The 20,424-nt window shown below is 37.2% G+C and carries 18 protein-coding genes; 5 read left to right on the forward strand and 13 right to left on the reverse strand.

The annotated features are described in order from the left end of the window. Positions 1-73: 73 nt before the first annotated feature. Both M1D52_RS21115 and M1D52_RS21120 read left to right on the forward strand, forming a co-directional pair. The gene (locus tag M1D52_RS21115; protein WP_437365204.1) at positions 74-1,537 is read left to right on the forward strand and encodes a sensor histidine kinase; all 1,464 of its coding nucleotides are present in this window, start codon (positions 74-76) and stop codon (positions 1,535-1,537) included. Beyond that, positions 1,534-2,229: a response regulator transcription factor gene (locus M1D52_RS21120; RefSeq protein ID WP_013665333.1), complete on the forward strand. Its 696-nt coding sequence runs from the start codon at positions 1,534-1,536 to the stop codon at positions 2,227-2,229. The genes M1D52_RS21115 and M1D52_RS21120 overlap by 4 nt, the downstream gene beginning before the upstream one ends. A gap of 312 nt (positions 2,230-2,541) precedes the next feature. On the opposite strand, the gene M1D52_RS21125 is transcribed toward M1D52_RS21120, so the two are convergent. The 3 genes from M1D52_RS21125 to M1D52_RS21135 all read right to left on the reverse strand — a co-directional run bounded on the left by M1D52_RS21125 (position 2,542) and on the right by M1D52_RS21135 (position 6,241). Continuing rightward, positions 2,542-3,516, reverse strand: a complete 975-nt coding sequence (locus M1D52_RS21125) for a hypothetical protein (protein WP_437365206.1) — start codon at positions 3,514-3,516, stop codon at positions 2,542-2,544. Between the two features lies 1 nt (position 3,517). Continuing rightward, positions 3,518-4,975, reverse strand: a complete 1,458-nt coding sequence (locus M1D52_RS21130) for an MBOAT family O-acyltransferase (RefSeq protein WP_130856219.1) — start codon at positions 4,973-4,975, stop codon at positions 3,518-3,520. Positions 4,976-5,170: 195 nt separating this feature from the next. Next, complete coding sequence (locus M1D52_RS21135) at positions 5,171-6,241, reverse strand: Gfo/Idh/MocA family protein (RefSeq protein ID WP_437365210.1); 1,071 nt, start codon at positions 6,239-6,241, stop codon at positions 5,171-5,173. Between the two features lie 235 nt (positions 6,242-6,476). On the opposite strand from M1D52_RS21135, the gene M1D52_RS21140 reads away from it, so the two are divergent. Next, positions 6,477-6,941 carry a response regulator gene (locus M1D52_RS21140; RefSeq protein WP_013665329.1) on the forward strand — a complete coding sequence of 155 codons (465 nt, stop codon included), beginning with the start codon at positions 6,477-6,479 and terminating at the stop codon, positions 6,939-6,941. On the opposite strand, the gene M1D52_RS21145 is transcribed toward M1D52_RS21140, so the two are convergent. The 6 genes from M1D52_RS21145 to M1D52_RS21170 all read right to left on the reverse strand — a co-directional run bounded on the left by M1D52_RS21145 (position 6,915) and on the right by M1D52_RS21170 (position 13,290). After that, the gene (locus M1D52_RS21145) at positions 6,915-9,149 is read right to left on the reverse strand and encodes a sensor histidine kinase (RefSeq protein ID WP_437365212.1); all 2,235 of its coding nucleotides are present in this window, start codon (positions 9,147-9,149) and stop codon (positions 6,915-6,917) included. The genes M1D52_RS21140 and M1D52_RS21145 overlap by 27 nt on opposite strands. A 28-nt stretch (positions 9,150-9,177) precedes the next feature. Next, positions 9,178-9,876 (reverse strand): hypothetical protein, encoded by a 699-nt coding sequence (locus M1D52_RS21150; protein WP_013665327.1) that lies wholly within the window; start codon positions 9,874-9,876, stop codon positions 9,178-9,180. A gap of 2 nt (positions 9,877-9,878) precedes the next feature. Continuing rightward, positions 9,879-11,003, reverse strand: a complete 1,125-nt coding sequence (locus tag M1D52_RS21155; RefSeq protein WP_437393468.1) for a ThiF family adenylyltransferase — start codon at positions 11,001-11,003, stop codon at positions 9,879-9,881. A 60-nt stretch (positions 11,004-11,063) separates the two neighbouring features. Then, entirely contained in the window at positions 11,064-11,462 is a 399-nt protein-coding gene (locus tag M1D52_RS21160; protein ID WP_013665325.1) for a response regulator, read from the reverse strand. A gap of 51 nt (positions 11,463-11,513) precedes the next feature. Continuing rightward, positions 11,514-12,602 (reverse strand): hybrid sensor histidine kinase/response regulator, encoded by a 1,089-nt coding sequence (locus tag M1D52_RS21165; RefSeq protein ID WP_013665324.1) that lies wholly within the window; start codon positions 12,600-12,602, stop codon positions 11,514-11,516. A 124-nt stretch (positions 12,603-12,726) separates the two neighbouring features. Continuing rightward, positions 12,727-13,290: a hypothetical protein gene (locus M1D52_RS21170; RefSeq protein ID WP_013665323.1), complete on the reverse strand. Its 564-nt coding sequence runs from the start codon at positions 13,288-13,290 to the stop codon at positions 12,727-12,729. Positions 13,291-13,480: 190 nt separating this feature from the next. Here M1D52_RS21170 and M1D52_RS21175 point away from each other — a divergent pair, with 190 nt between their 5' ends. Continuing rightward, a complete protein-coding gene (locus M1D52_RS21175; RefSeq protein WP_437365218.1) occupies positions 13,481-13,906 on the forward strand; it encodes a hypothetical protein in 426 nt (141 codons plus the stop codon). A gap of 173 nt (positions 13,907-14,079) precedes the next feature. Here M1D52_RS21175 and M1D52_RS21180 read toward each other — a convergent pair whose 3' ends face one another. Further along, positions 14,080-14,712, reverse strand: coding sequence for a response regulator transcription factor (locus M1D52_RS21180; RefSeq protein WP_041387262.1), 633 nt, complete (start codon positions 14,710-14,712; stop codon positions 14,080-14,082). 377 nt (positions 14,713-15,089) lie between these two features. Between M1D52_RS21180 and M1D52_RS21185 the strand changes: the two genes are divergently transcribed. Further along, positions 15,090-15,614: a hypothetical protein gene (locus M1D52_RS21185; protein ID WP_013665319.1), complete on the forward strand. Its 525-nt coding sequence runs from the start codon at positions 15,090-15,092 to the stop codon at positions 15,612-15,614. Between the two features lie 375 nt (positions 15,615-15,989). Here M1D52_RS21185 and M1D52_RS21190 read toward each other — a convergent pair whose 3' ends face one another. The 3 genes from M1D52_RS21190 to M1D52_RS21200 form a co-directional block, all read right to left on the reverse strand. Beyond that, positions 15,990-17,375 (reverse strand): undecaprenyl-phosphate glucose phosphotransferase, encoded by a 1,386-nt coding sequence (locus M1D52_RS21190; protein ID WP_013665318.1) that lies wholly within the window; start codon positions 17,373-17,375, stop codon positions 15,990-15,992. 15 nt (positions 17,376-17,390) lie between these two features. Then, a complete protein-coding gene (locus M1D52_RS21195) occupies positions 17,391-18,467 on the reverse strand; it encodes a GNAT family N-acetyltransferase (protein ID WP_437393470.1) in 1,077 nt (358 codons plus the stop codon). Between the two features lie 378 nt (positions 18,468-18,845). Continuing rightward, positions 18,846-19,991 carry a glycosyltransferase gene (locus M1D52_RS21200; RefSeq protein ID WP_013665316.1) on the reverse strand — a complete coding sequence of 382 codons (1,146 nt, stop codon included), beginning with the start codon at positions 19,989-19,991 and terminating at the stop codon, positions 18,846-18,848. Between the last annotated feature and the right edge of the window lie 433 nt (positions 19,992-20,424).

Below are 20,424 nucleotides of genomic sequence, written 5' to 3' on the forward strand. Positions count from 1 at the left end.
GAAAGAAAAAGTTGTCAACCAAATCATAACAGATTGTTAATAGAATCTTAACAAGACAATCAACGAAAATCAAATGGTTAAAGAAAAGATTAATCGATTGTTGTTACCGTCGATCATTTTATATCGATCGATTGCTATCTGCTGTATGGCCATTCTCATTGTTGTTCAGGCAAAACTCATATACAACACCTATGAGCTGAAGAATCGCCAATATAATCTAGATGAAAAAGAACTTATCAACGACGCTTACAAACAGGCGATTCGGAATGAAGTCTTATTTCCTGGTGGTGCGAAAATCCTGAAGCAACATATAGACAATAACCTGGCGAAATTCCAAGAACTTTACACCAACGGGCCAAAAGAATTTGAAGCCTTTCAAAAGCAGGTCAGTGAAGAGCTATACAAAGATCTTACCCGCTATAGCACAATGGATAGTTTATTTCGGGCAATCCATACGCAACTTGCGCTGACAAACGATCTACAATTCCTTCTTATTCTAAACAATATCGCCATTACTTTTGATGGCATTAGCTATATACCCATATACCATAAAGGTGTTTTTGGCGATGCTCCGGTTAATATTCGTGAGGTAAGCCAAGGGATGCTGATTGATGGTGATTTGTCCTTCGCTAATCGGGAAAATTTGGTCACAAGCATCAGCATTTCAGACCCCTCGCCCAATACCCTACAAGTTAGCTTCAGTTTATACGTTGACCAATATAATAGGCAAATAGCGATTTTAAAACAGATGGTCCCTACCCTAAGCTTGTCTTTGATGTCCATAGCCTTTGTGTTGCTCATTTATTACTTTACGTATAGGAATTGGCTGAAACAAAAAAAATTGGCGGATATGAAGTCTGATTTTCTGAACAGTATTACACACGAGTTCAACACACCCATTTCAGCTATTCTTGTAGCGAACAAAAGCCTGCAAAACCCGGACATCATAACGAATTATACACGAGTCAACACCTTAACAGGCATTATAAAAAGGCAGACAGACCGCCTTCAAACCTTAGTCAATCAAGCATTGGATATCACTTCGATGAGTAAAGAAAATATTGAAAAAGAATCACATGACTTGGAAAAATTGTTAGAAGAAATTATAAACGATTATGAATTGAAAACCCCGGAGAAAGTTCAAATTCGATACACTGCTTTTACATCTGGCTCGATCGTCCCGCTAAATAGATTTCTCTTTACCACAATGCTCTACAATATTTTCGACAATGCGTTAAAGTACAATAACGCTGCTATCAAAAATATTACCGTAATAACGGATTGGAAGGAAAGACACTTAACTGTTTCAATCAAAGATAATGGCATTGGAATGGCAGAGAGTACGATTTCACATATTTTTGAAAAATTCTACCGTGGAAAGCATAATTTACAAACCGGTGGTTTAGGTTTAGGTCTCTTTTATGTGAAACAATCGTTAGAAGCGCACGGATGGCGACTACACTTACAAAGTCAAATTGGTGTAGGAAGTGAATTTTGTATCTTTATCCCCTATCATACCAATAATACAGGCTTATGAAACATAGTTTACTTTTCGTGGAAGATGAACAAGATCTTGGAAATGTTGTCAAACAGTATTTAGAGTTCATGAACTTTAATGTTATCTGGTGCATGAGTGCTCATGAAGCGCTTCTACATTATCAACAAAGTCACAGTTATGACCTGCTCATCATTGATGTACAGTTACCTGATTACAATGGTTTTGAACTGGCGGAAAAGATAATCAAAGAGAATAAAACCCAAGCGTTTCTTTTTCTAACAGCAAGAAATGAAAAAAAAGATCGCATACACGGACTCCATATTGGAGCAGACGATTATATCAACAAACCATTTGACATTGACGAGCTGGTATTAAGAATAAAAAACATCATTAAGAGAAATAATAAAGAAATACGCCCTGAAATACTTCCCGGTGAGTTGCAAATCGGTGATCTCATTTTTCAAAAGGAGTTATTGAAGTTATCGTTGCCAAATAAAAAAGCAGTATCACTTACCCTAAGGGAAGCGGAGCTACTGGAGTATTTACACCTCAACAGCAATCGTATTTTAAAAAGAGAAGAAATCTTATTGCATCTATGGGGTGAAAATGATTATTTCTTGGGACGAAGCCTAGATGTCTTTATCTCCAGACTTCGGAAGGCCTTGACACATTCCACTCGCGTCAATATTGAAAACGTGTATGGCGTTGGATTTATTTTCAGTGTTTCCTAATCGTAGATCAATTGAGGTTCGTTATACCCTTCTTTTTTCCTTTTTTCACAATAAAAGCTACTTAAAACATCGTTAGAAAAAATAAAGAAACCTGATTAATATTCAATGTTGTCGTAAATTCATCGTAAATCTATCGTAAATTGACCGTAAATTTTACGCAGTATTTACGATGAGTTTATGATAAGAAAACGATCATTTTGAAGATTTTCCTATAATCTTTATTGATTCTGTTATATTTCTTCTTACTTTTTATAAAGAAGCCAGGAATAAGCAATCCGCCAGTCTTTTCGACAAGAACTGAGGGACTTTTTATCATTCGTATTTAGAAGCGAATCGATATTCCCTCTTCTTCACGTTCAAATACCCCTTTTCCTTTATCAAATTAACCACATATTCATTATATCGATTAACACCCCATTGATTTAAATGGCTTTCATCCAAAAAGCAGCTATCAGGCAACTTTAATACTTCATTCGCATTCCTATAAAAGCCATATTTAGAAAAAAATGCATCAGCATAGGCATTATTGGTAACACGTGCATATTTCGCCTGCGGAATAGGCGATTGTAGAATGATATAGGGGATATTCCGTTGCCGCATTTTCGCAATGATGTGTTCAAAAGCATCGACCTGATTTGGCAGAAAAGAATAACTTGTTGCTTTAAATTCTTTCTTTCCTTTGAAACGGCCCTTTGATTCTACATATCCACCTGAAACATACAAGTCGCCGGTGCTGCTTGGATTCTTCTCAACAAAACCTTTATTGAATCCAAAAGCATCTGCAAAAGCTCTATAAAACAGCGTATTATATACACTGATATTATTTTGAGCAACGCTTAAACGTACAAGCTCTTCATCAAGCTCGCCATTTGAAACCAAATCAATAACCGACTCTATCCCATCGGATTTGAACAGAACGGGGTAAACGTCAATAACAACCAATTTAGGTCTGAATTTAGCAATATACTTATCGAATAGGTATGCAGTTTGAACAGGTGTTTGTGCGGAAGAGCCTAAATTAAAGAGTTTCCAATCATATTGCTCGAAAATTCGAGGATCATAACCACGATAAGCATGAGAGGATCCCACAACAAGCACATCTACATTTCTATCAATTTCTTTCGCTTCGTTAAATCTTGTGTAAGAATACCCCACGCCGCCCAAAACATAAGGTAAGTTTGATCGAACGGAAAAGGGAACAAAGCGTCCAAAAGCGATGATTCCCAAGCAACAAATAATGCAAGCGACTCCAGCAAAGGCAATTAAGGATATGAAGAACTTTTTCATGTTAAAATTGAAAATATATAAACTCTGTTCCTCCTGTTTGCATATACATCAAGATGACAAAGAGCATGATAGAATAGAAAGACCATCTTATGATTCTCGGCCAGATAAAGCCGATTTTTTCGATTGCATAATTCTGTTCTCGCCCAAGCCATTCTATCATCACAAATGGTATAATGAGCAGGAAGCAAATGAAGGTACCTCTTAACTCGTTCGATTGTAAAGGAATATATCCATCTCCAACATGTGAAAATATCCCGCCAATATAACTAAAGGCATGATCGAGGCTTGCGGCTCGAAAGAAGATCCACGCCAGCACCGTTAAAATAAACGTAGTTGCGATCTGGAGCAATTCTCGCCAATTAGGGAACAAACGTCCCTTAGCAACAATATCGAGATTCGACCGGTTCGTCCTGAAAATTATGGACGGCATAATGAAGAGCGCATTCAATCCGCCCCAAACTATAAACGTCCAATTCGCACCGTGCCAGAATCCACTTACCAAAAATATGATAAATGTATTGCGTATGCTCATCCATAGACCTCCCCTACTGCCTCCTAAGGGTATATATAGATAATCCTTAAACCATGACGATAAGGAAATATGCCATCTGCGCCAAAATTCGGCAATATCTCTCGAAAAGTAAGGGAAGTTGAAGTTCTTTAAAAGTTCAAAACCAAACAGCCGTGCCACCCCTAAGGCAATATCAGAATAACCAGAGAAATCGCCATAGATTTGAAATGCGAATAAAACAGCGCCTATGATTAGCACGCCACTGGAGTAAGCAGATGAATTGTTGAAGATCATATTTGCATATTCCGCACAATTATCCGCAATAACGATTTTTTTAATAAAGCCCCAAAGAATTTGTCTCAATCCGTCAACAGCTCGCGTATAATCAAAGTTCCGCTTTCTCTCTACTTGAGGCAACAAATGCGTGGCCCTTTCGATTGGCCCCGCTACCAGGAGCGGAAAAAAACTGACAAATAACGAGTAATGCACCCAATTCGTGCTAGGTTCGATCTTTCTGTTATAAATATCCAGTACGTAAGATAATCCATGGAAGGTGTAAAAAGAGATGCCAACAGGCAGAATAATGTTCAACGTCGATATATTCGGATTAAACCCAAACTGGCCAACGAGATCAGCGAACGACTCTACAAAAAAATTATAATATTTGAAGAATGCGAGAAAGCCTAGATTGATTCCTATACTTAAAATAAGCCAAAATTTTCTACTTTTCTGACTTTCGGCACGATGAATTGCCAAGCCGGAGAAGTAGTCGAGAAAAGTAGAAAAAGCAAGTAAAAACAAAAAGCGCCAGTCCCAACAACTATAAAAATAATAACTTGCGATCAACAAAAGTATATTTTGTTGCTTAAGAGACCTGTTTACAACAAACCAATAGAGAATGAAAACAATTGGTAGAAAAACAGCAAAGCTGATGGAGTTAAACAACATATTGTCACTGCTTTAATTAATAAATTTGTTTCAGCGAGAACAATATTAAAGTTATTTAGGACGCCTACCAACCATTCTTCCCCGAACGTACATTTTATGTTGCCTTACATCACATTTATTCTCAAATTATCTATGGAAACCTCTAAACCATTTACTATAATAAAATGAAGGAATAACTTTGTACGTGAATGCACCTTACATACGGACAATATTTCCTGTTTTTACGGATTCATCGCATGCCAAAGCAATACGTAAGCTATTGATAGCGTCGACATTAGCTTTTGTTAAGTCTAAATCCTCGAGTATAGCCTGTAAGAAAAATCGCTGTTCCCTATTACACAACTCTTGGTGATCAGGTTCATCTTCCAAATTAACCCAAGTATCTCTGTGAACAAAGTTGTAATCTGTATCTAATTGAGCGTTATGTATTTTAAGAGACTCGGTCTTTGTATGCGACTCTACGGCATCGGATTTTCCGGTTTTTGATGCTTCCTTCGCAACGATAGATACAGAGCCTTTCGGCCCAATTACATCTTTTACGAAAAAGGCCGTCTCGCTTATCATCGGTCCCCAACCCGCCTCATACCAACCTACTGATCCGTCTTCGAATTTAATTTGCAGCTGGCCATAATTGTAATTATCCGGAGGAATGTCCTGAGTTAGCCTTGCGCCAATCGCACTTACTTGAACAGGCCTCGCATCTGTCATCTGGCACATAACATCAATATAATGCACACCGCAATCGACAATAGGACTTAAACTTTTCATTAAATTTTGGTGTACTTTCCACATATAACCGTGGCTTTGCTGGTTTAAATTCATGCGCATTACCAAGGGTTTACCAAGCTTCCTCCCTTGCTCAATAAACATCTCCCAAGAAGGATGATAGCGCAAAATATAACCGACAACTAGTTTTTTATTATATTTATTGGCTGTAGCCACTACCCTTTCTGCTCCATCAATGGTATCTGCTAAAGGTTTCTCGATAAAAACGTGACATCCTGCTTGAAAAGCCTTAATCGCAAAGTCTTCGTGCGTATCGGGGTAAGTAGCTATGCAAACAGCATCCGGTTTTGCTAAACGCAAGGCCTCTTCATAATTGTCATATAGCTCATACAAACCACCTAGTTCCTGGTTTAGCACTTCTTTACTTTTACCGGTGGAAACCAATCCGCAAATCTCGAATTTATCCATCGAATGATAGGCTTTGGCATGTGAAGCCCCCATATTACCGCAACCCACCACTAAAATTTTGATTTTCTCCATAATTTGTCAACATTTGCTTTTAATCTTGCAAGATAGCTCTTTCAAAATTATTTTACTCGTTTTCGGAAAACATGAGTTAATACACTATATTTTTCTACATTTAACGAAGTTAACGGTGATGCATAGCACTTGATCGATACATAAAATATAATCGACTCGAAATTGCAGCATTTTTTTCTTTTTAGAGCCGTCTTGGCAGAAGAATTGTTAAGGTACACTTATTAAATGGATTGTTATGGAACCGCAGAAAATTCGAATCCTTTTTGTCGACGACGAGGAACACAATTTGATCTCTTTCAAAGCTACTTTTAGAACCAGATATAAAATTGAAACAGCCATTGGTGGTTTAGAGGCGATTGAAAAACTTAAGAATCTTGAGTTTGATATTATCATAACCGATCAGCGAATGCCTAGGATGACCGGTGTTGAATTCCTCGAGCAGATCATACAGACACACCCCGACCCCGTCCGCATCCTTTTAACCGGCTATACGGATATGGCTGCTGTTATTGATGCTATTAATAAGGGAAAGATTTTTCATTATCTCACCAAACCTTGGAATGAAGAAGAGTTGGATAGTACAATTCAAAAAGCCTATCAGTTATATTTGGAGAAAAAAAAGATGAAAGATGAGAATCAGTTATTGTCCATTACTAATGAACAATTGGAATTTTTACTTCGACAGAAACTCCTCTCCTGATTGGACATTTTCGTTGTTTAGTTGATTATCATTTGGTTGAACTGTGGGTATCTTAATAATGAATTCACATCCCTTACCTTCTTCAGTAACCAGGGAGATACTACCATGGTGCTTCGCCACCGTTTGTGAAACGATTGCAAGACCTAATCCCGTTCCCTCTCCTACATCTTTGGTTGTAAAGAAGGGGTCAAATATTTTATCTTTTAACTCTTCTTTTATCCCTACCCCATTATCTTTTATAGAAATATATACCAAATCGTCCTTATAGTACGTTTTGATAGTGATTTTCCCTCCTTGCTTTCCTTTGAACTTTTCGTCAATGGCATGGAACGCATTGGTTAACAAATTTAAGAAAACCTGATTTAGCTTTCCCGGGAAACACTCCACATATGGAATTTCATCGTAATGTCTTTTAACGTTGATCCTATCTTTAAACATGCTGTTTAAGATGACTAAAGTGGATTCAAGTCCCAAATTAATATCTGCCAGTTTTAAGTCGTCTTCGTCCACCCTTGAAAAAACCCGTAAGCTTTTTACGATCTCCGCTGTTCTAAAAGCCCCTTCTTGTATCCCTTTTAACAATAACTGAATCTCCTCTTTTAAGAACGCTAAATCAATATCTTCTTTATAACTCTCCAGCTCGGCAATCTTTGACTCCTCGGGAATATCCTTGAATGCTATTTCCTCAACAACCTTCAGCGCCTCAATTAATTGATCCACATCTCTACTTAAAGGCTTTATACTGCCGGTTACAAAGTTTATTGGGTTGTTAATCTCGTGAGCAATGCCTGCAGTTAACATACCTAATGAAGCTAATTTTTCGGATTCAACCAAATGAGCCTGAGCTTGCTTTAAATTGTACATGGCCTCATTTAAACTCTCATTAGTTCTTTTCAGATCTTTGGTTCGTTTATCAACTTCCGTTTCCAATAATAGATTTTGCTCCCTTATAATTCTCGCATTCTCTTGTGATATTCGCAACGCCTGCGCTTGCGATGCCTCCTTCTCTTTTCTATAGAAATTTATCCGATCAGCCAATGCAAAAGAAAGTAATGAAATCTCTACAATCGAACCAATCTCTAGAATATAAGCGGTGAATCCATTGTAAGGAATTAGGTTAAAATTACGGAGAACAAACGCTATAACACAGGAAAAAAACAAGGTAAAAGCAATTAGAAAAAAAACTGCCGGTCTATATCCTTTTTTACGGATCTGATTAACGACATACATCACATATATAATGCCCAAAGAGGCCATTGTTTGCAAAACGATGGCCCCCTGAAAAACATCGAACAGGCCAATGAATAAACCTACGAAATAGCAAATAACGATTACGTTAATTCCTTTATCGAGTTTAGGGGTATTTGTTTTCGTATGTAGAAAAGTCTTGATGAATGCGATCGTGGCTAAACCGGAAAGGAAGGGAATAATAATAGAACTTCGACTTGCCATCCAAGGGCTATTGGGCCAAAGATACATATAAGCATATCCTTGAAACATTGCCTGCGTAAGTCCTACAGTGAATATATAAACAATATAATAGATATAACTGCCGTTGCGTGTAGAAAGGCCAATAAATAGATTATACAGCATCATGATCAACACTGCCCCTGCATACAATCCGAACAAAAGGTTTTTCGTTGACATTTTTGTCGAGATGACTTCCTTGCTGCCGATATAGAGAGGCAACTGCATCTGATCGTTTGAAGAAACGCCGAGGTAAATGGTTGCGTTACTTGCCTTTTTCACATTGATTGGAAAGATGTAATCGGGCGCATAAACCGCTCTTTCCTCAAATGGCTTATATTTTCCTAAAGTATCGATTAAAACGTCACCATTCGAATGTTCAAGGAATAAAATGGCTTCATCAATTGTTGCTTGCTGCAATAATAAATATAAATCTTCATCGTCGGTATCATTTTGAACGGTAAATTTTAGCCACACCCTGTCTTTTGTTGCTCCTAAATTGATAATACCGTCTTTTGGATAACCTGCAAAGTTTTGTTGCTTAACGGAATTAATAGGCAGCTTCTTTGAAGCGTCTTTAAAAATAGAAATATGACGATTTAATAAAATTTCGTTACTCGCATCGCTAAATCTGACTATACGGTCGTGCTGGAAGGTATGACCTATTTTGCAAAGGCATAACAGCACGACAAGAGGTATTAAAAAAGTTCTGAATTTCGAAAAGATACTAACGTTTTTCATTGCTTTCAGTCTTTTTTATGTTACATGACTAAGGAAAATTTGGAATAACGAGATCATAAGTGACAGGATACTCACCTTTCGGGCCTCGCTCCAGTACTTCTTGGTGGGGCCTGTCTCTCAAAGACAAAATTTTTTCCCTTTCCAGATCTGTTGCTAACGACAGGTCATTTATGTCCTCCATACGCATTACGGTCGCAATTAAATCATCTTTTGGATAGTAGAACAATCCATTGTTCCCCAACGTCTTTTCTACCTTACAACCCAATCGGATTCCCATTTTAACTGTAATAGGTGCACATAGTACAAAAAGACTAACAACTGGCAGCTGCTTGGTGATTGCGACCCCAACTCGCGACAGAATATAACTACCGATTCCCATACCAGCTACTTCCCTTGAATTCCACAATCCGCAAATTTCGCAAGTTCCTCCACGAGCTTGGTCATGTTGTATTAGGTCGTATATTTTAGCATCATATCTTCCAATTGCAGTTTCTATAGGCAGCGCATATTTACTATTGGCCATTTGGACGCGAGCACCGCCATATACCGTTTTTGTTTCCGTATTTTCTACTAAGATAACAATAGTATCCCTATCGTCCACCCAATCTTGCCGATTAGAAGTAATCTGGCTAATGCCAAAAATTTCCAATAATTTTCTATGTCCAATTATGAACTTTTCGCATGCTTCCGGATCATCTGGTGCTCTAAAAGTTCGTATATGGATCATAGTTAATCAACTTTAGTGTTATGAATTAACTCTTCGAAATCAACAAAATACCGCCCGGAATCATTAAATTGATCAAGAAACACCCGTCTTACCACATCAGTAACCATTGCGCCGCCCAACGTGACAGCTGAGGCCAACTGTGGCCATCCAATGATGGTTTTTTTCATATAATGGAGTGATAGTTTCATTGCTTCAGAAACATTTTCAAAACCTATTATATCCACTAAATACGCTATCTTTTGCTCAAGGTCCAGTTCTTTTAGTTGTATTTCCATGTCTTGAATGGTATAACCTTCTATTTTTTGAAGTCGTCCATGAAGAATGGGGCGGTCTCTTTCTAAATCAAACCGCTCTATATCCAACATACCCTTGTCGTTTGTATCCATGATTACCGGTATACCATACGCTCTTGCTTTCAGTCGACTAATAATTTTAATGTCAATACCATCGCATTCTTCAACCAGCATGTCTAGTTTTCCTCCTTCGAGTAAGAATTGGTCCATATTGCCGGTATCTAAACCGTCCGTAAAACAAAGCACTTTGATATACGGATCTAACTCGGCGATTTGTCTTGCAGCAGTAATAACCTTACTCTGTCCTAAATCCTGTACACCAACACGGATACGATTCATATTACTTAATTCAATTGAATCGAAGTCGGCTAAGCGTAGCTCTCCGCAACTCCGCTCCATTGCTAAAGTCAATGCTATACTTTGCCCAACGGATAATCCAACTATTCCTACTTTCTTTTCCTTTAGCACATTGATCTCTTCAGGCTTAATCTTATATATATTTCTGCTGGTCCTAACCTTTACAAATTCAGGCTCATCCAATAAATGTATAATTTTATTTAACCAGGGATAATAAACCCATGCGCCAAAATCAAAAGATGAAGATGGATATATATAAGCATCTATATATGTTCTGAGCTTCTTTTCATCGAAACTCTCTGACGGATTTTCGATCTTGATCAATTCAGCTAACTGCATATCAATGGTATCGATTATTTGTACGGCTCCTTCAATTGCCAATAACTTATCCATTTCTTTGCTATCCTCAAGATGCCTTCTTCTAAAAATAATAGGCCGAAAATTATTCCCGACGGCCTCTTGTCGTGTTTCTCCCATTTGATGATTTTATAGCACCTATATTATATAGATAATGCAAGATCTGATGAACGATCTTCGTTACTCTTGAAATTTCCCGATGACCGCAGCGAATTTATCCATGGTAATAGGCTTTTCTACAATGGCTTCTATTACCTTGTATTTCTGCAATCTTTTTATTGTATGTTCATTATTAGACAAGGAGAGAATAATGATTTTATAGCGCTCTTGAATTGATTTTGGCAGATCTATAAATTTATCTAAAAACTCAAAACCATTCATGATCGGCATCATAATATCCAATGTTATAAAAGAAATAGACGCGCTTAGGCTTTCTTCGTTACTTTCTATGTATTGAAGGGCAAGTGTAGCGTCATTAAAAACCTTTACGTCCGAGCTCTTTCCACTAAAACCAATCACTTTCTTTACAATGAGACAATCAATCGGACTATCATCAATAACTATAAAAGGATATTTCATTTATCTAACAATACATTAATATTCAATTCAAATTTTCCATCTAACATTAAATCACTTTGTCGGAATGGTCACAACGAACTCAGTACCAACGTTTTCAACAGAGTTCACTATTATCTGCCCTCCTAACTTCGTTAAAATATTCTTAACGTTATAAAGTCCGAGCCCGCTACCAGCCTCGAGCAAAGTAGCCCTAAAAAACAACTTAAAAATCTCGCCTAGATATTTTTCCGGAATACCTATTCCGGAGTCCTTTACAACAAAAGTAGCAACACCTCGCTCTACTCCCATTTCCAAGTGCACATACTTGTAATTGTAATCCTTTTTTTGATATTTAAAGGCGTTAGATAATAAGTTATTCAACACTAACTTTACAGAAACCTCATCCGATCTAAAAACATCCGAGTTATTGATCGTTATTGTAAATCGGATGCCTTTCGCGTTCGCAATAGCTTCATACATTACCCGCAGATCGTCAGCTAAGGTGTTAAGGTCGATATCCATGATATTAAACTCACCTCGCCGGACACTGTAATAGTCGTGTATTGTCAAAATATAGCGATCAAGCTTTTCGGCAGAATTGACTATTATTTGCAAAAGTTCACCAATTTCACTAAGATCACTTATATCTTGTGCCAGCTGAGCAGCGGCCATTATGCCTGCTAACGGCCCACGGATATCATGGCTTACACTATGAGCAAATTTATCCAGTTCGTTATAAGCTTGTTCTAATTCTCTGTTCTTTACAGATAGCAATGAGTTCGTTAAATAATACCTATTGGCATCGGTTATAACAGCTGAAATTGCTTCAACCGACCACGGCTTTTTCACATAACGATAAACATTACCTTTGTTTATCGCATCTATTGCGGTATTTAAATCGTCCGTATAAGCTGTTAGCAGAATTCTAACCGGTAACGGATAAATTACTCGAATCTCATCCAGAAAATCTGTACCCAATTTGTCCGGCATCCGTTGATCTGTAAATATAATTCGCAGATCAGGGTGCTCTTCCAATATTTTAAGTGCCTCGTTTGTATTTTCAGCAACAAAAATCTGATAATCCAGTCGAAAATATGCTTTAAATGCAACCAAGTTGTTCACTTCATCATCCAAGTATAAAATTTTTATCTCTTCATTCATACTGATCAACTCGGTTTATTTCTTTGTCCATTTTTATGAAATGTTATTTGCACAAGTAAAGATGTAACAACTATAATTTTTATTTTAACACTTCGCTTGTTGACATTTTTTCTATACTCATTTTTTAGAACAAATAATTGGAAGGAAGCGGTTCCGTTAGAACCGATTCCCAGCAAGTTCGGAAATGTTTGTTCAAAAGAGCAAAGGGCAACGGATTGCTTTCTGCTATTGCTATAATCTCGTGCGCGGGGACTTGAAGATCTTTTGCCAGTAGCGACACAATCGGAACTCCTATTTTACTCAAGTTATTGATCTGCCCGCTTGTTATCAAGCCGCTGTCTTTAGATTCTTCGTAAACATCATTCAACATACGCTTTTTTTCTTTTATTTCTTGATGGTGGTAAGCAAGTGCCTCGCCCTTTTCTTCTAAAAAGGATTTCAAATATTCATAAAGCACGCTCGTTTGCTCGATATTCAAATATATACTGCATACTTTACTTCCTTCACCAGACCATTCATTTACCGACAGTAACAAATTGTTCTGCCTTATATGATCGTCCTTTGTAGGCTTCAGATCGATAAAAGATTTCCCTGGTGTTTGTTTTATCCTCAAATCCTTCATTAAAAATATTCTAAAAAAACGTAAATCTTCATAACGGTTGGACGTAAAAGTTCTTTTTAATGTCAAACTTAAGCAATTTAAATCACAAAGAATCACGCCATTTATCAATATACAGATCGATCTTATACAAAATACAATCTTCCTTTATTTCTTCATTGGCAATTGGCACAGTTATCGATACACAAAATATTAAAATATTCTTCATATCGATTAATGCGAATAAAGATATTTTATATTTGCAATAGGTATTTTTTTTATGATCAGTATTAGAAATGGTTTAATTGGATTGGGATTCTGCAGGACGATGTACGCAGAGAATAAACAAAACTCTATCGAAGGCATTTATGATGGTATTTATAATAACATATCCGTGTCCTTAGAAGTGTTTGCCAACGGTTACATAGCACGAGTAGAAAACAATCTGGAACACCAATCCTTTACTGATCTTGGGAGCGACATCAAAGTTTCATCTCCGCAAGACGGCACTAAATTGTCTGATATAGATCTATCAACCATTTCGACATTATCAACGACATCTTCATACCGGAAGGAAACCATGCTAAATACAGCAGCTGAAATCCGAAGTATCCGTTCGGAAGTTTTAACAATGCAAGACATCCTCCATTCCCTCGAGAAATTAACGACCAATCTGCAAATCAAAGAACAATCAACTCCGCGATAATGACCTTAAATGGCACCAAACTTAAAAAAACACATTCCACACACTGGAACATGTTGGTTTCATCTTCGTTAACGCGTTAATTTGCCACACAAATTAACAATTATTATTTTAGTTATATTAAGGGAAAAGCCGTAAAATCAAACAGGAAAAATCCTATACGTACGGCTGGCTAATTATACAGATATAACGTTCTGCCGGATAGCTTCCAATACGAGACCTACTCTACTTTTAACCTGGAACTTTTCAAAAAGAGCTGCTCGATAGCCGTCGATCGTCTTGATTGACAAAAACATTTTCGACGCTATTTGTTGATAGGTTAAGTCACTACATGCTAGTTCTAAAAACTCACGCTCTCTATCTTTCAAATCTATAGAGTCCTTATTAAACATCTCCTGATAACACATATTTGTCACATAGGTATTATAAAATCCCCGTAGTAAAATTTCCTTTAATGCCAATTCCAGTTCATTGGGATTCATATTTTTCAAAAGATAAGCACAACACCCTGCCTTAATCATCCTAATTACGTTTTGCGAATCCTCCATCATGGAGAGTGCTGCCATCTTAATACTTGGATATGTCTTCCTAATCGTTGAAACGATCTCAGCTCCTTCCATTTCAGGCATGTTAACGTCAATCAACAGAATGTCAGGTAAGGGGTTCTGAGATTTTAGCTTCTGTAATAAGTCGGGTCCATTAGATGCATATAATATCACTTCAAAATCCGGGAAGGTATTGACAAACATACCTACAGTTTTCAAGAACAATTGTTGATCGTCAACTATACCGATAGTTCCTTTCATCATATGTTTACCACCTTTTAAATAAAATACGTTGCTTAACTAACAAATCTCGTTCCATCTATTGAAGATTTCTAAAGATTAACAAATGTGGTTTTTGCCCGTCTCGACCAATCTTTCAAATACCTTTGATTTTTTTTCTTTAAAGATATAACACAAAAAATAAACTATCACTATAACAGGAAAAATACTTCAAATGTATGGCTCCATTTTCCCATTTTAAGCACAAGTGCAACACAGTGCCTAACAAGTACTTTATTAATTCCCATATTTTCATACCCAAAATTTCCTATTTCCTTATACAATCCGCTTTTACGCCCATTTTCTTAGGATATACTTGCGAAATTTGGAGAGTAATTAAATTATTAAAAACATCTATTATTATGTCAAAGCGCATTTTACTTTTACCATTGGTATTATTCATTTTATCATGTGATAAAACAGAAGATCCCGGAGTAGAAATCCCGAAAACCATCGATCAAACGCTTATCCGTACGGTATGGAATACCGTTTCGGAAAAATACGAGTACAAAGCGAGTGATGGAACCACTGTCTATCAAAGCAGTAAAGTATACGAAGATTTTAGAAATAAAAGTATACAGTATAACTTTAGACCTAACGAGGCAACTCCGGACGATCATCGGGTGACAAAGTTGGACAAGTTTACGAACAAAACCGTGTGGGGAAAATGGGATATTTCTCGAGAGGATAAGAAAGACTATGTAAATATTACGTGGGATTCGGGAAAATTAGATAAATATGAGGTTACCGCTTTTACCGAAAAAACGATGAGCTGGTTTATTGTTTCAACTGACAATACCGATATACAGTATAAGGATAATGGGGAAACAAAAACAGCCGCTAGCCGTGAAGGATCTATTGAATTACATTGTCCTTGTCGAGATTAACGATAACTGACAAGAGAAGAAAAGAGAAGGCCCTTATAGAAAATCGCTATAAGGGCTTTCTCTTTTTTTATCAACAAATCTTCTACTCAACTTTAACCGTCTTCTATGCCGAATCACATCTATATCAAGTTCTTATCGGTCGCCCGATGAATTCTATTCCTTTTATATAGCTGCATAATCACAACGAGCTCGAAGATCGACGTTTTACAGTCGTATTATTATTGACTTATTACACGCACCTCTTCGAAAACACCTACAGGATAAATCGTTTGTAATCAATTCATCGGTAAGTAAAAAACGATTCGATATGTTTAAAAAAAAAGCAGGTCTGACTAATTCAAACCTGCCTTACCAAAACAGTTAAAATTTTACTACCTAATAAGCGTTCTCTTCGCCCTTGATCATATTAATCGCTGTTTGCACAACAATTCGAACATCGAGCCAGATAGACCAGTTTTCTAAATACCAAACATCGTATTCAACTCGTTTTCGCATCAATTCCGGATCCCTTGTTTCGCCTCTAAAGCCGTTTATTTGTGCCCAACCAGTAATTCCTGATTTCAAAAAGTGCCTGACCATATATTGGTCAATTATCTGTCGATATTGTTCTGTCATGGAAAGAATGTGAGGTCGGGGGCCCACTACGCTCATATCACCGAACAAGACGTTGAAGAATTGAGGAAGTTCATCCAAACTCGTTCTTCGTATAAATCTTCCTATCGGAGTAATTCGGTCATCACCTTTTGTCGCCTGCTTCGTGTCGCTTTCGTCATTCACTCTCATGCTTCTAAATTTGAGACAATCGAACGTCTGATTGTTTCTTCCGCTTCTTTTTTGCTTGAATAGAATGGGACCAGGGCTTTGAATTTTTATTATAATTCCGATAAGCGGAAATAACCAACTAAGTACGAATATAATCACCAATAGACTGAAGAAAATATCAAATATTCGTTTTTTAACTCTGTTCTCTATTTCCTCTAGTGGATCGTGTCGTAGGCTTATTACGGGAAACTCTTCCATATAGGTCAGTTTAAAAGGTGTTACGAATGTTCCGGTTAAGTCCGGCACAAATTTCATTCTTACACACTGCTTCTCCGCTTCTTTTAATAGCACATTAGCATTCGCCATATTTTCTGGAGTCAATGGCACATATACTTCCTGGACGCCGCTCTTCGCGGCGACTTCAATTTGCTGACAGACGACTGGCAGCAACCTTCCTTCCTCGCTTATGCTGAGTTCTTGATGATCGTCTAAAAATCCATTAAAGTCGTACTGACTCCTTTTCTGTTCAAAAAAAGCCGCAAGTCTTAATCCCATCTTGTTCATTCCCAGTACAGCTACCGGTTTACTAGCTTTGAAGTGCCTTAATAGCTTTGCTTCAAAAAAAGTTCCTAGCAATCTGCTGGCAAATAAACACAAAGCCAGGCCTATATACATGGTAAGAAGAAACTCTCTGGATATCGCTTTTTCTTTAAAGATCGTTATATAACACGCGTATAGTGCGAAATGAAGCAAATAACTTCGCAATGTTGAAGAATAAATAAAATCGATTCTCCGCACAGTTTTCTCAGTATATAGCTTACAAAGGAAAGAAGAGACAATCCATATGAGGTTGCTGATAATAAGTCCGTCTGTATAAATTCCACCTAATTCCAGCCCACTTGTTAGATAATAGAACCCTATTAAATAAACACTGTTAATAATAAGTAGGTCACTTATGGCTAAAATAAAAATCAATAAATACAAATATCTCGTTTTCATAGGAATGGATTTTAACTAAGATCTATACAAAGGAAAAAAGTCGGTATCAATAACCTCTCTACCATTTAACCTTTCGTTCACTAGATTTTCATAGGTTGTGGAGTCTATGATATATCGCCAAGTTAGGAAGTCAAATGCATGTTCAGAGAAGCCCCGTTTAAAATGAAACAAAGAGTCCTCCGCACCTCCTACCCCGCTACCAAGATGTAAGTAGCGCAAATTATGCATTCTACCTATTAGTGACGCCTCATCGAATATCAGCTTCATAGGTGATTCTCGTAAGAACTCGTTGCGGGTGCCTGCTAAATGCAACTGCATCACCTGCTTTGTCATTGCCACCATGGCGCCTGCTACTACGCGGTTTTCGTAACGCGCAACAAGTAGGTTAGGTATAAAACTGCGTGACGCCATAAAATTCTCAAAATAATCCCTTTCGAAAAAATATTTGTTATTCGCGTTAACTTTCGTCATGTTTTCGATGTAGAGCTCGATAAACTGATTGAGGTCTTTTTCGCTGTCTGCTATTTCAACGGTAAAACCTTTTTTCCTCAATTGATTAATTTTCGTCCGTATCGGTCTTCTATATTGTTGTCGTTGTTCGTCAAGAGACTGTCGTAAATCGATGGCAACTGTTTTACCGACGTCTTTCAATTCACTCGAAGAATTTTCAATGTGAAAAAATTCCTTTCCTAAAAAGATATCTTGCTTAAATAAAGGATGAAGTACAGCGAATACCGCAACGATATTTTGCGATCGCAGGTATTCATTAAAAACCAAGTGAAAATCCTGTAAGATGGCAGAAGGGATAATTGTGAAGTCTCTATTTGAGATTGGTCCCGTATAACCATAGACACATGTGCAATCGTAATATACCGAACCCTCAATGGATCGTTTTATTAGCGGCATACCAATGAAGAGATCTTCGCTTTCATATACGAACATAAAAGCCTGTCCTTGCTTGTCTAATGCATGGTACTCCCAGGTATGATAAAAATCAAACTGGTCAGCCCTTCTCAGATAACTATCCCAGAGGTCCTTTTCGCTTAAAGAGACAACCTTAAATGAAGAAGAAGTTTGTAAATCAACAATCATGGATTACTAGTTTGGTTTATGACATATATGCATTTTTTATGCGGCTATCGCACATTACAAGTTATATTTAGATAAAGCATCGGCACAAATTTACCAATTAAAAGCACCATGAGACTTTTAAATCGTTAAGATGTATAAATTATGTAACAGATCTGTGAAACTAAAGAAGGATCGAGAACTTATACTGTTAGACTTGTTAATGACAAACTTTTTGCATGAAGACGATCTACCATTCTGACTTTGACGATGTATAAACATATATACCAAAGAGATTTTAGAATAATATCTTCTACTGCCTAGCATAAAAATGTCGATCGTTATAATTTAAGTCTATTGAAAGAGAGCTGACCTTTACTGTGGAGAGCTCTCTATTTTTATTTATGAAATATGAATGGAGGGAGATTCTATATCGTTTTTTAACTGGTAGTTATTAATATGGTTTTCTTTACATACCTTTTCAACAAACAGTTTGAATTCATGTTTGAATCGCTGTTTAGAAAACCTCATAGCCGACTTTCGGATTTCGAGCGCACTATAACGGCGACTATAAAACTCCTTTATACAGCTATTCAAGCTTTCCGAAGACTGCTCATCGTATAATAAACCGTTGCTATCGGAAATCAGCTCCTCACTAGCGCCACCCTTGAAAGCAATTACCGGAACACCTGAGGCCAAGGCCTCGACAATAGCGATGCCGAAATCCTCCACTCCTGCAAAAACAAAGCCTTGTGATTTGCTTAATAGACCTTTAATTTCTTCCTTCGTTTTATAGCCAACGAATTGAATATTATTTGTAGCACGCTTCATTAATTCTTTCTTCTCTGAGCCATCACCCACGACTATCAGTTTTTTACCATTCTTAGCGAAAGCATCTACAATAATGTCGAACCGCTTATACGGTTCAAGCCTACCCACCGTTATGAAGTATTCTTCTTTAATCTCTGAAATATAAAAATCCTCCACTTCCACAGGCGGATAAATGACAACACTGTCTCTACCGTATTTTTCTTTTACCCAATTCCGAACGAAATAGGAATTAGAAATGAGATAGTTCGGATTACTTCCGCCTCTTTTATCAAATTTTTGCAGCAAAGGACGTATAAATGATAGAAGTTTCAATGGGCCACGAAAATACTTGTCGGCCTCCTCCCAAACATACTTAAAGTTTCGGGCTTGTAAATAACAAATGTGCACCTCATTCCCTACTCTATAGGATTTAGAGAGAGCCCATGATGAACTTATTACTAAATCTACCTTATTACGTTTCGTTTGCTCGTTAAATTGGTTTACAACAAACGGGAACAATGGCATTAGGTACCTAAAATATGGCTGAAACCTCGCCATCAAAGCAGACTGTTCAACATCCACATGTCGATTAGCAAACACCCTTTTTAGGTCATCATCTGCCATCTTGTTTACATAGGCATAATAATAATCGAAGCGCATAACTTCAGAAATTGCGGTTATTACACGCTCTGCACCGCCGTATTTATCCAGCCAGTCATGTATTAAAGCCTGTTTCATAAATATTATAGTTAAGTGAAAAATGAGTTGTCCCGGAATTGGGCTATTAAATGTGTATTTTGATTTGCTCGTATTCGGTGCGATAGATTTAGCTGCCCGCTTTAGTCACAAGAGATGATAATGTCAAAATGCCGACTAGCAGCATTTAAGATTATCCACTCGTTATTCAGAAAGTAGAAATTGATAGCCTCCTATTATTTTCATCTTATGGTCTCTTGATAGAATCAATAAATAGAGCATGCTTTAGAAACTATTTGCAAAAGCTCCGGAAGCTTAAAAAAAAATTTTTATCTTTGCGTGTCAGATCTACACCAACAATACAATTTCCCTTGTACTTTAGCGTTACTTTAAACAGTGATCAACGTTATTTTTTTAATCCAACCGTAACGAATAACGCTCACTTTAGGCGGATTGACAGTCAACCGGTATATCT

It is taken from the genome of Olivibacter sp. SA151 (assembly GCF_054130995.1).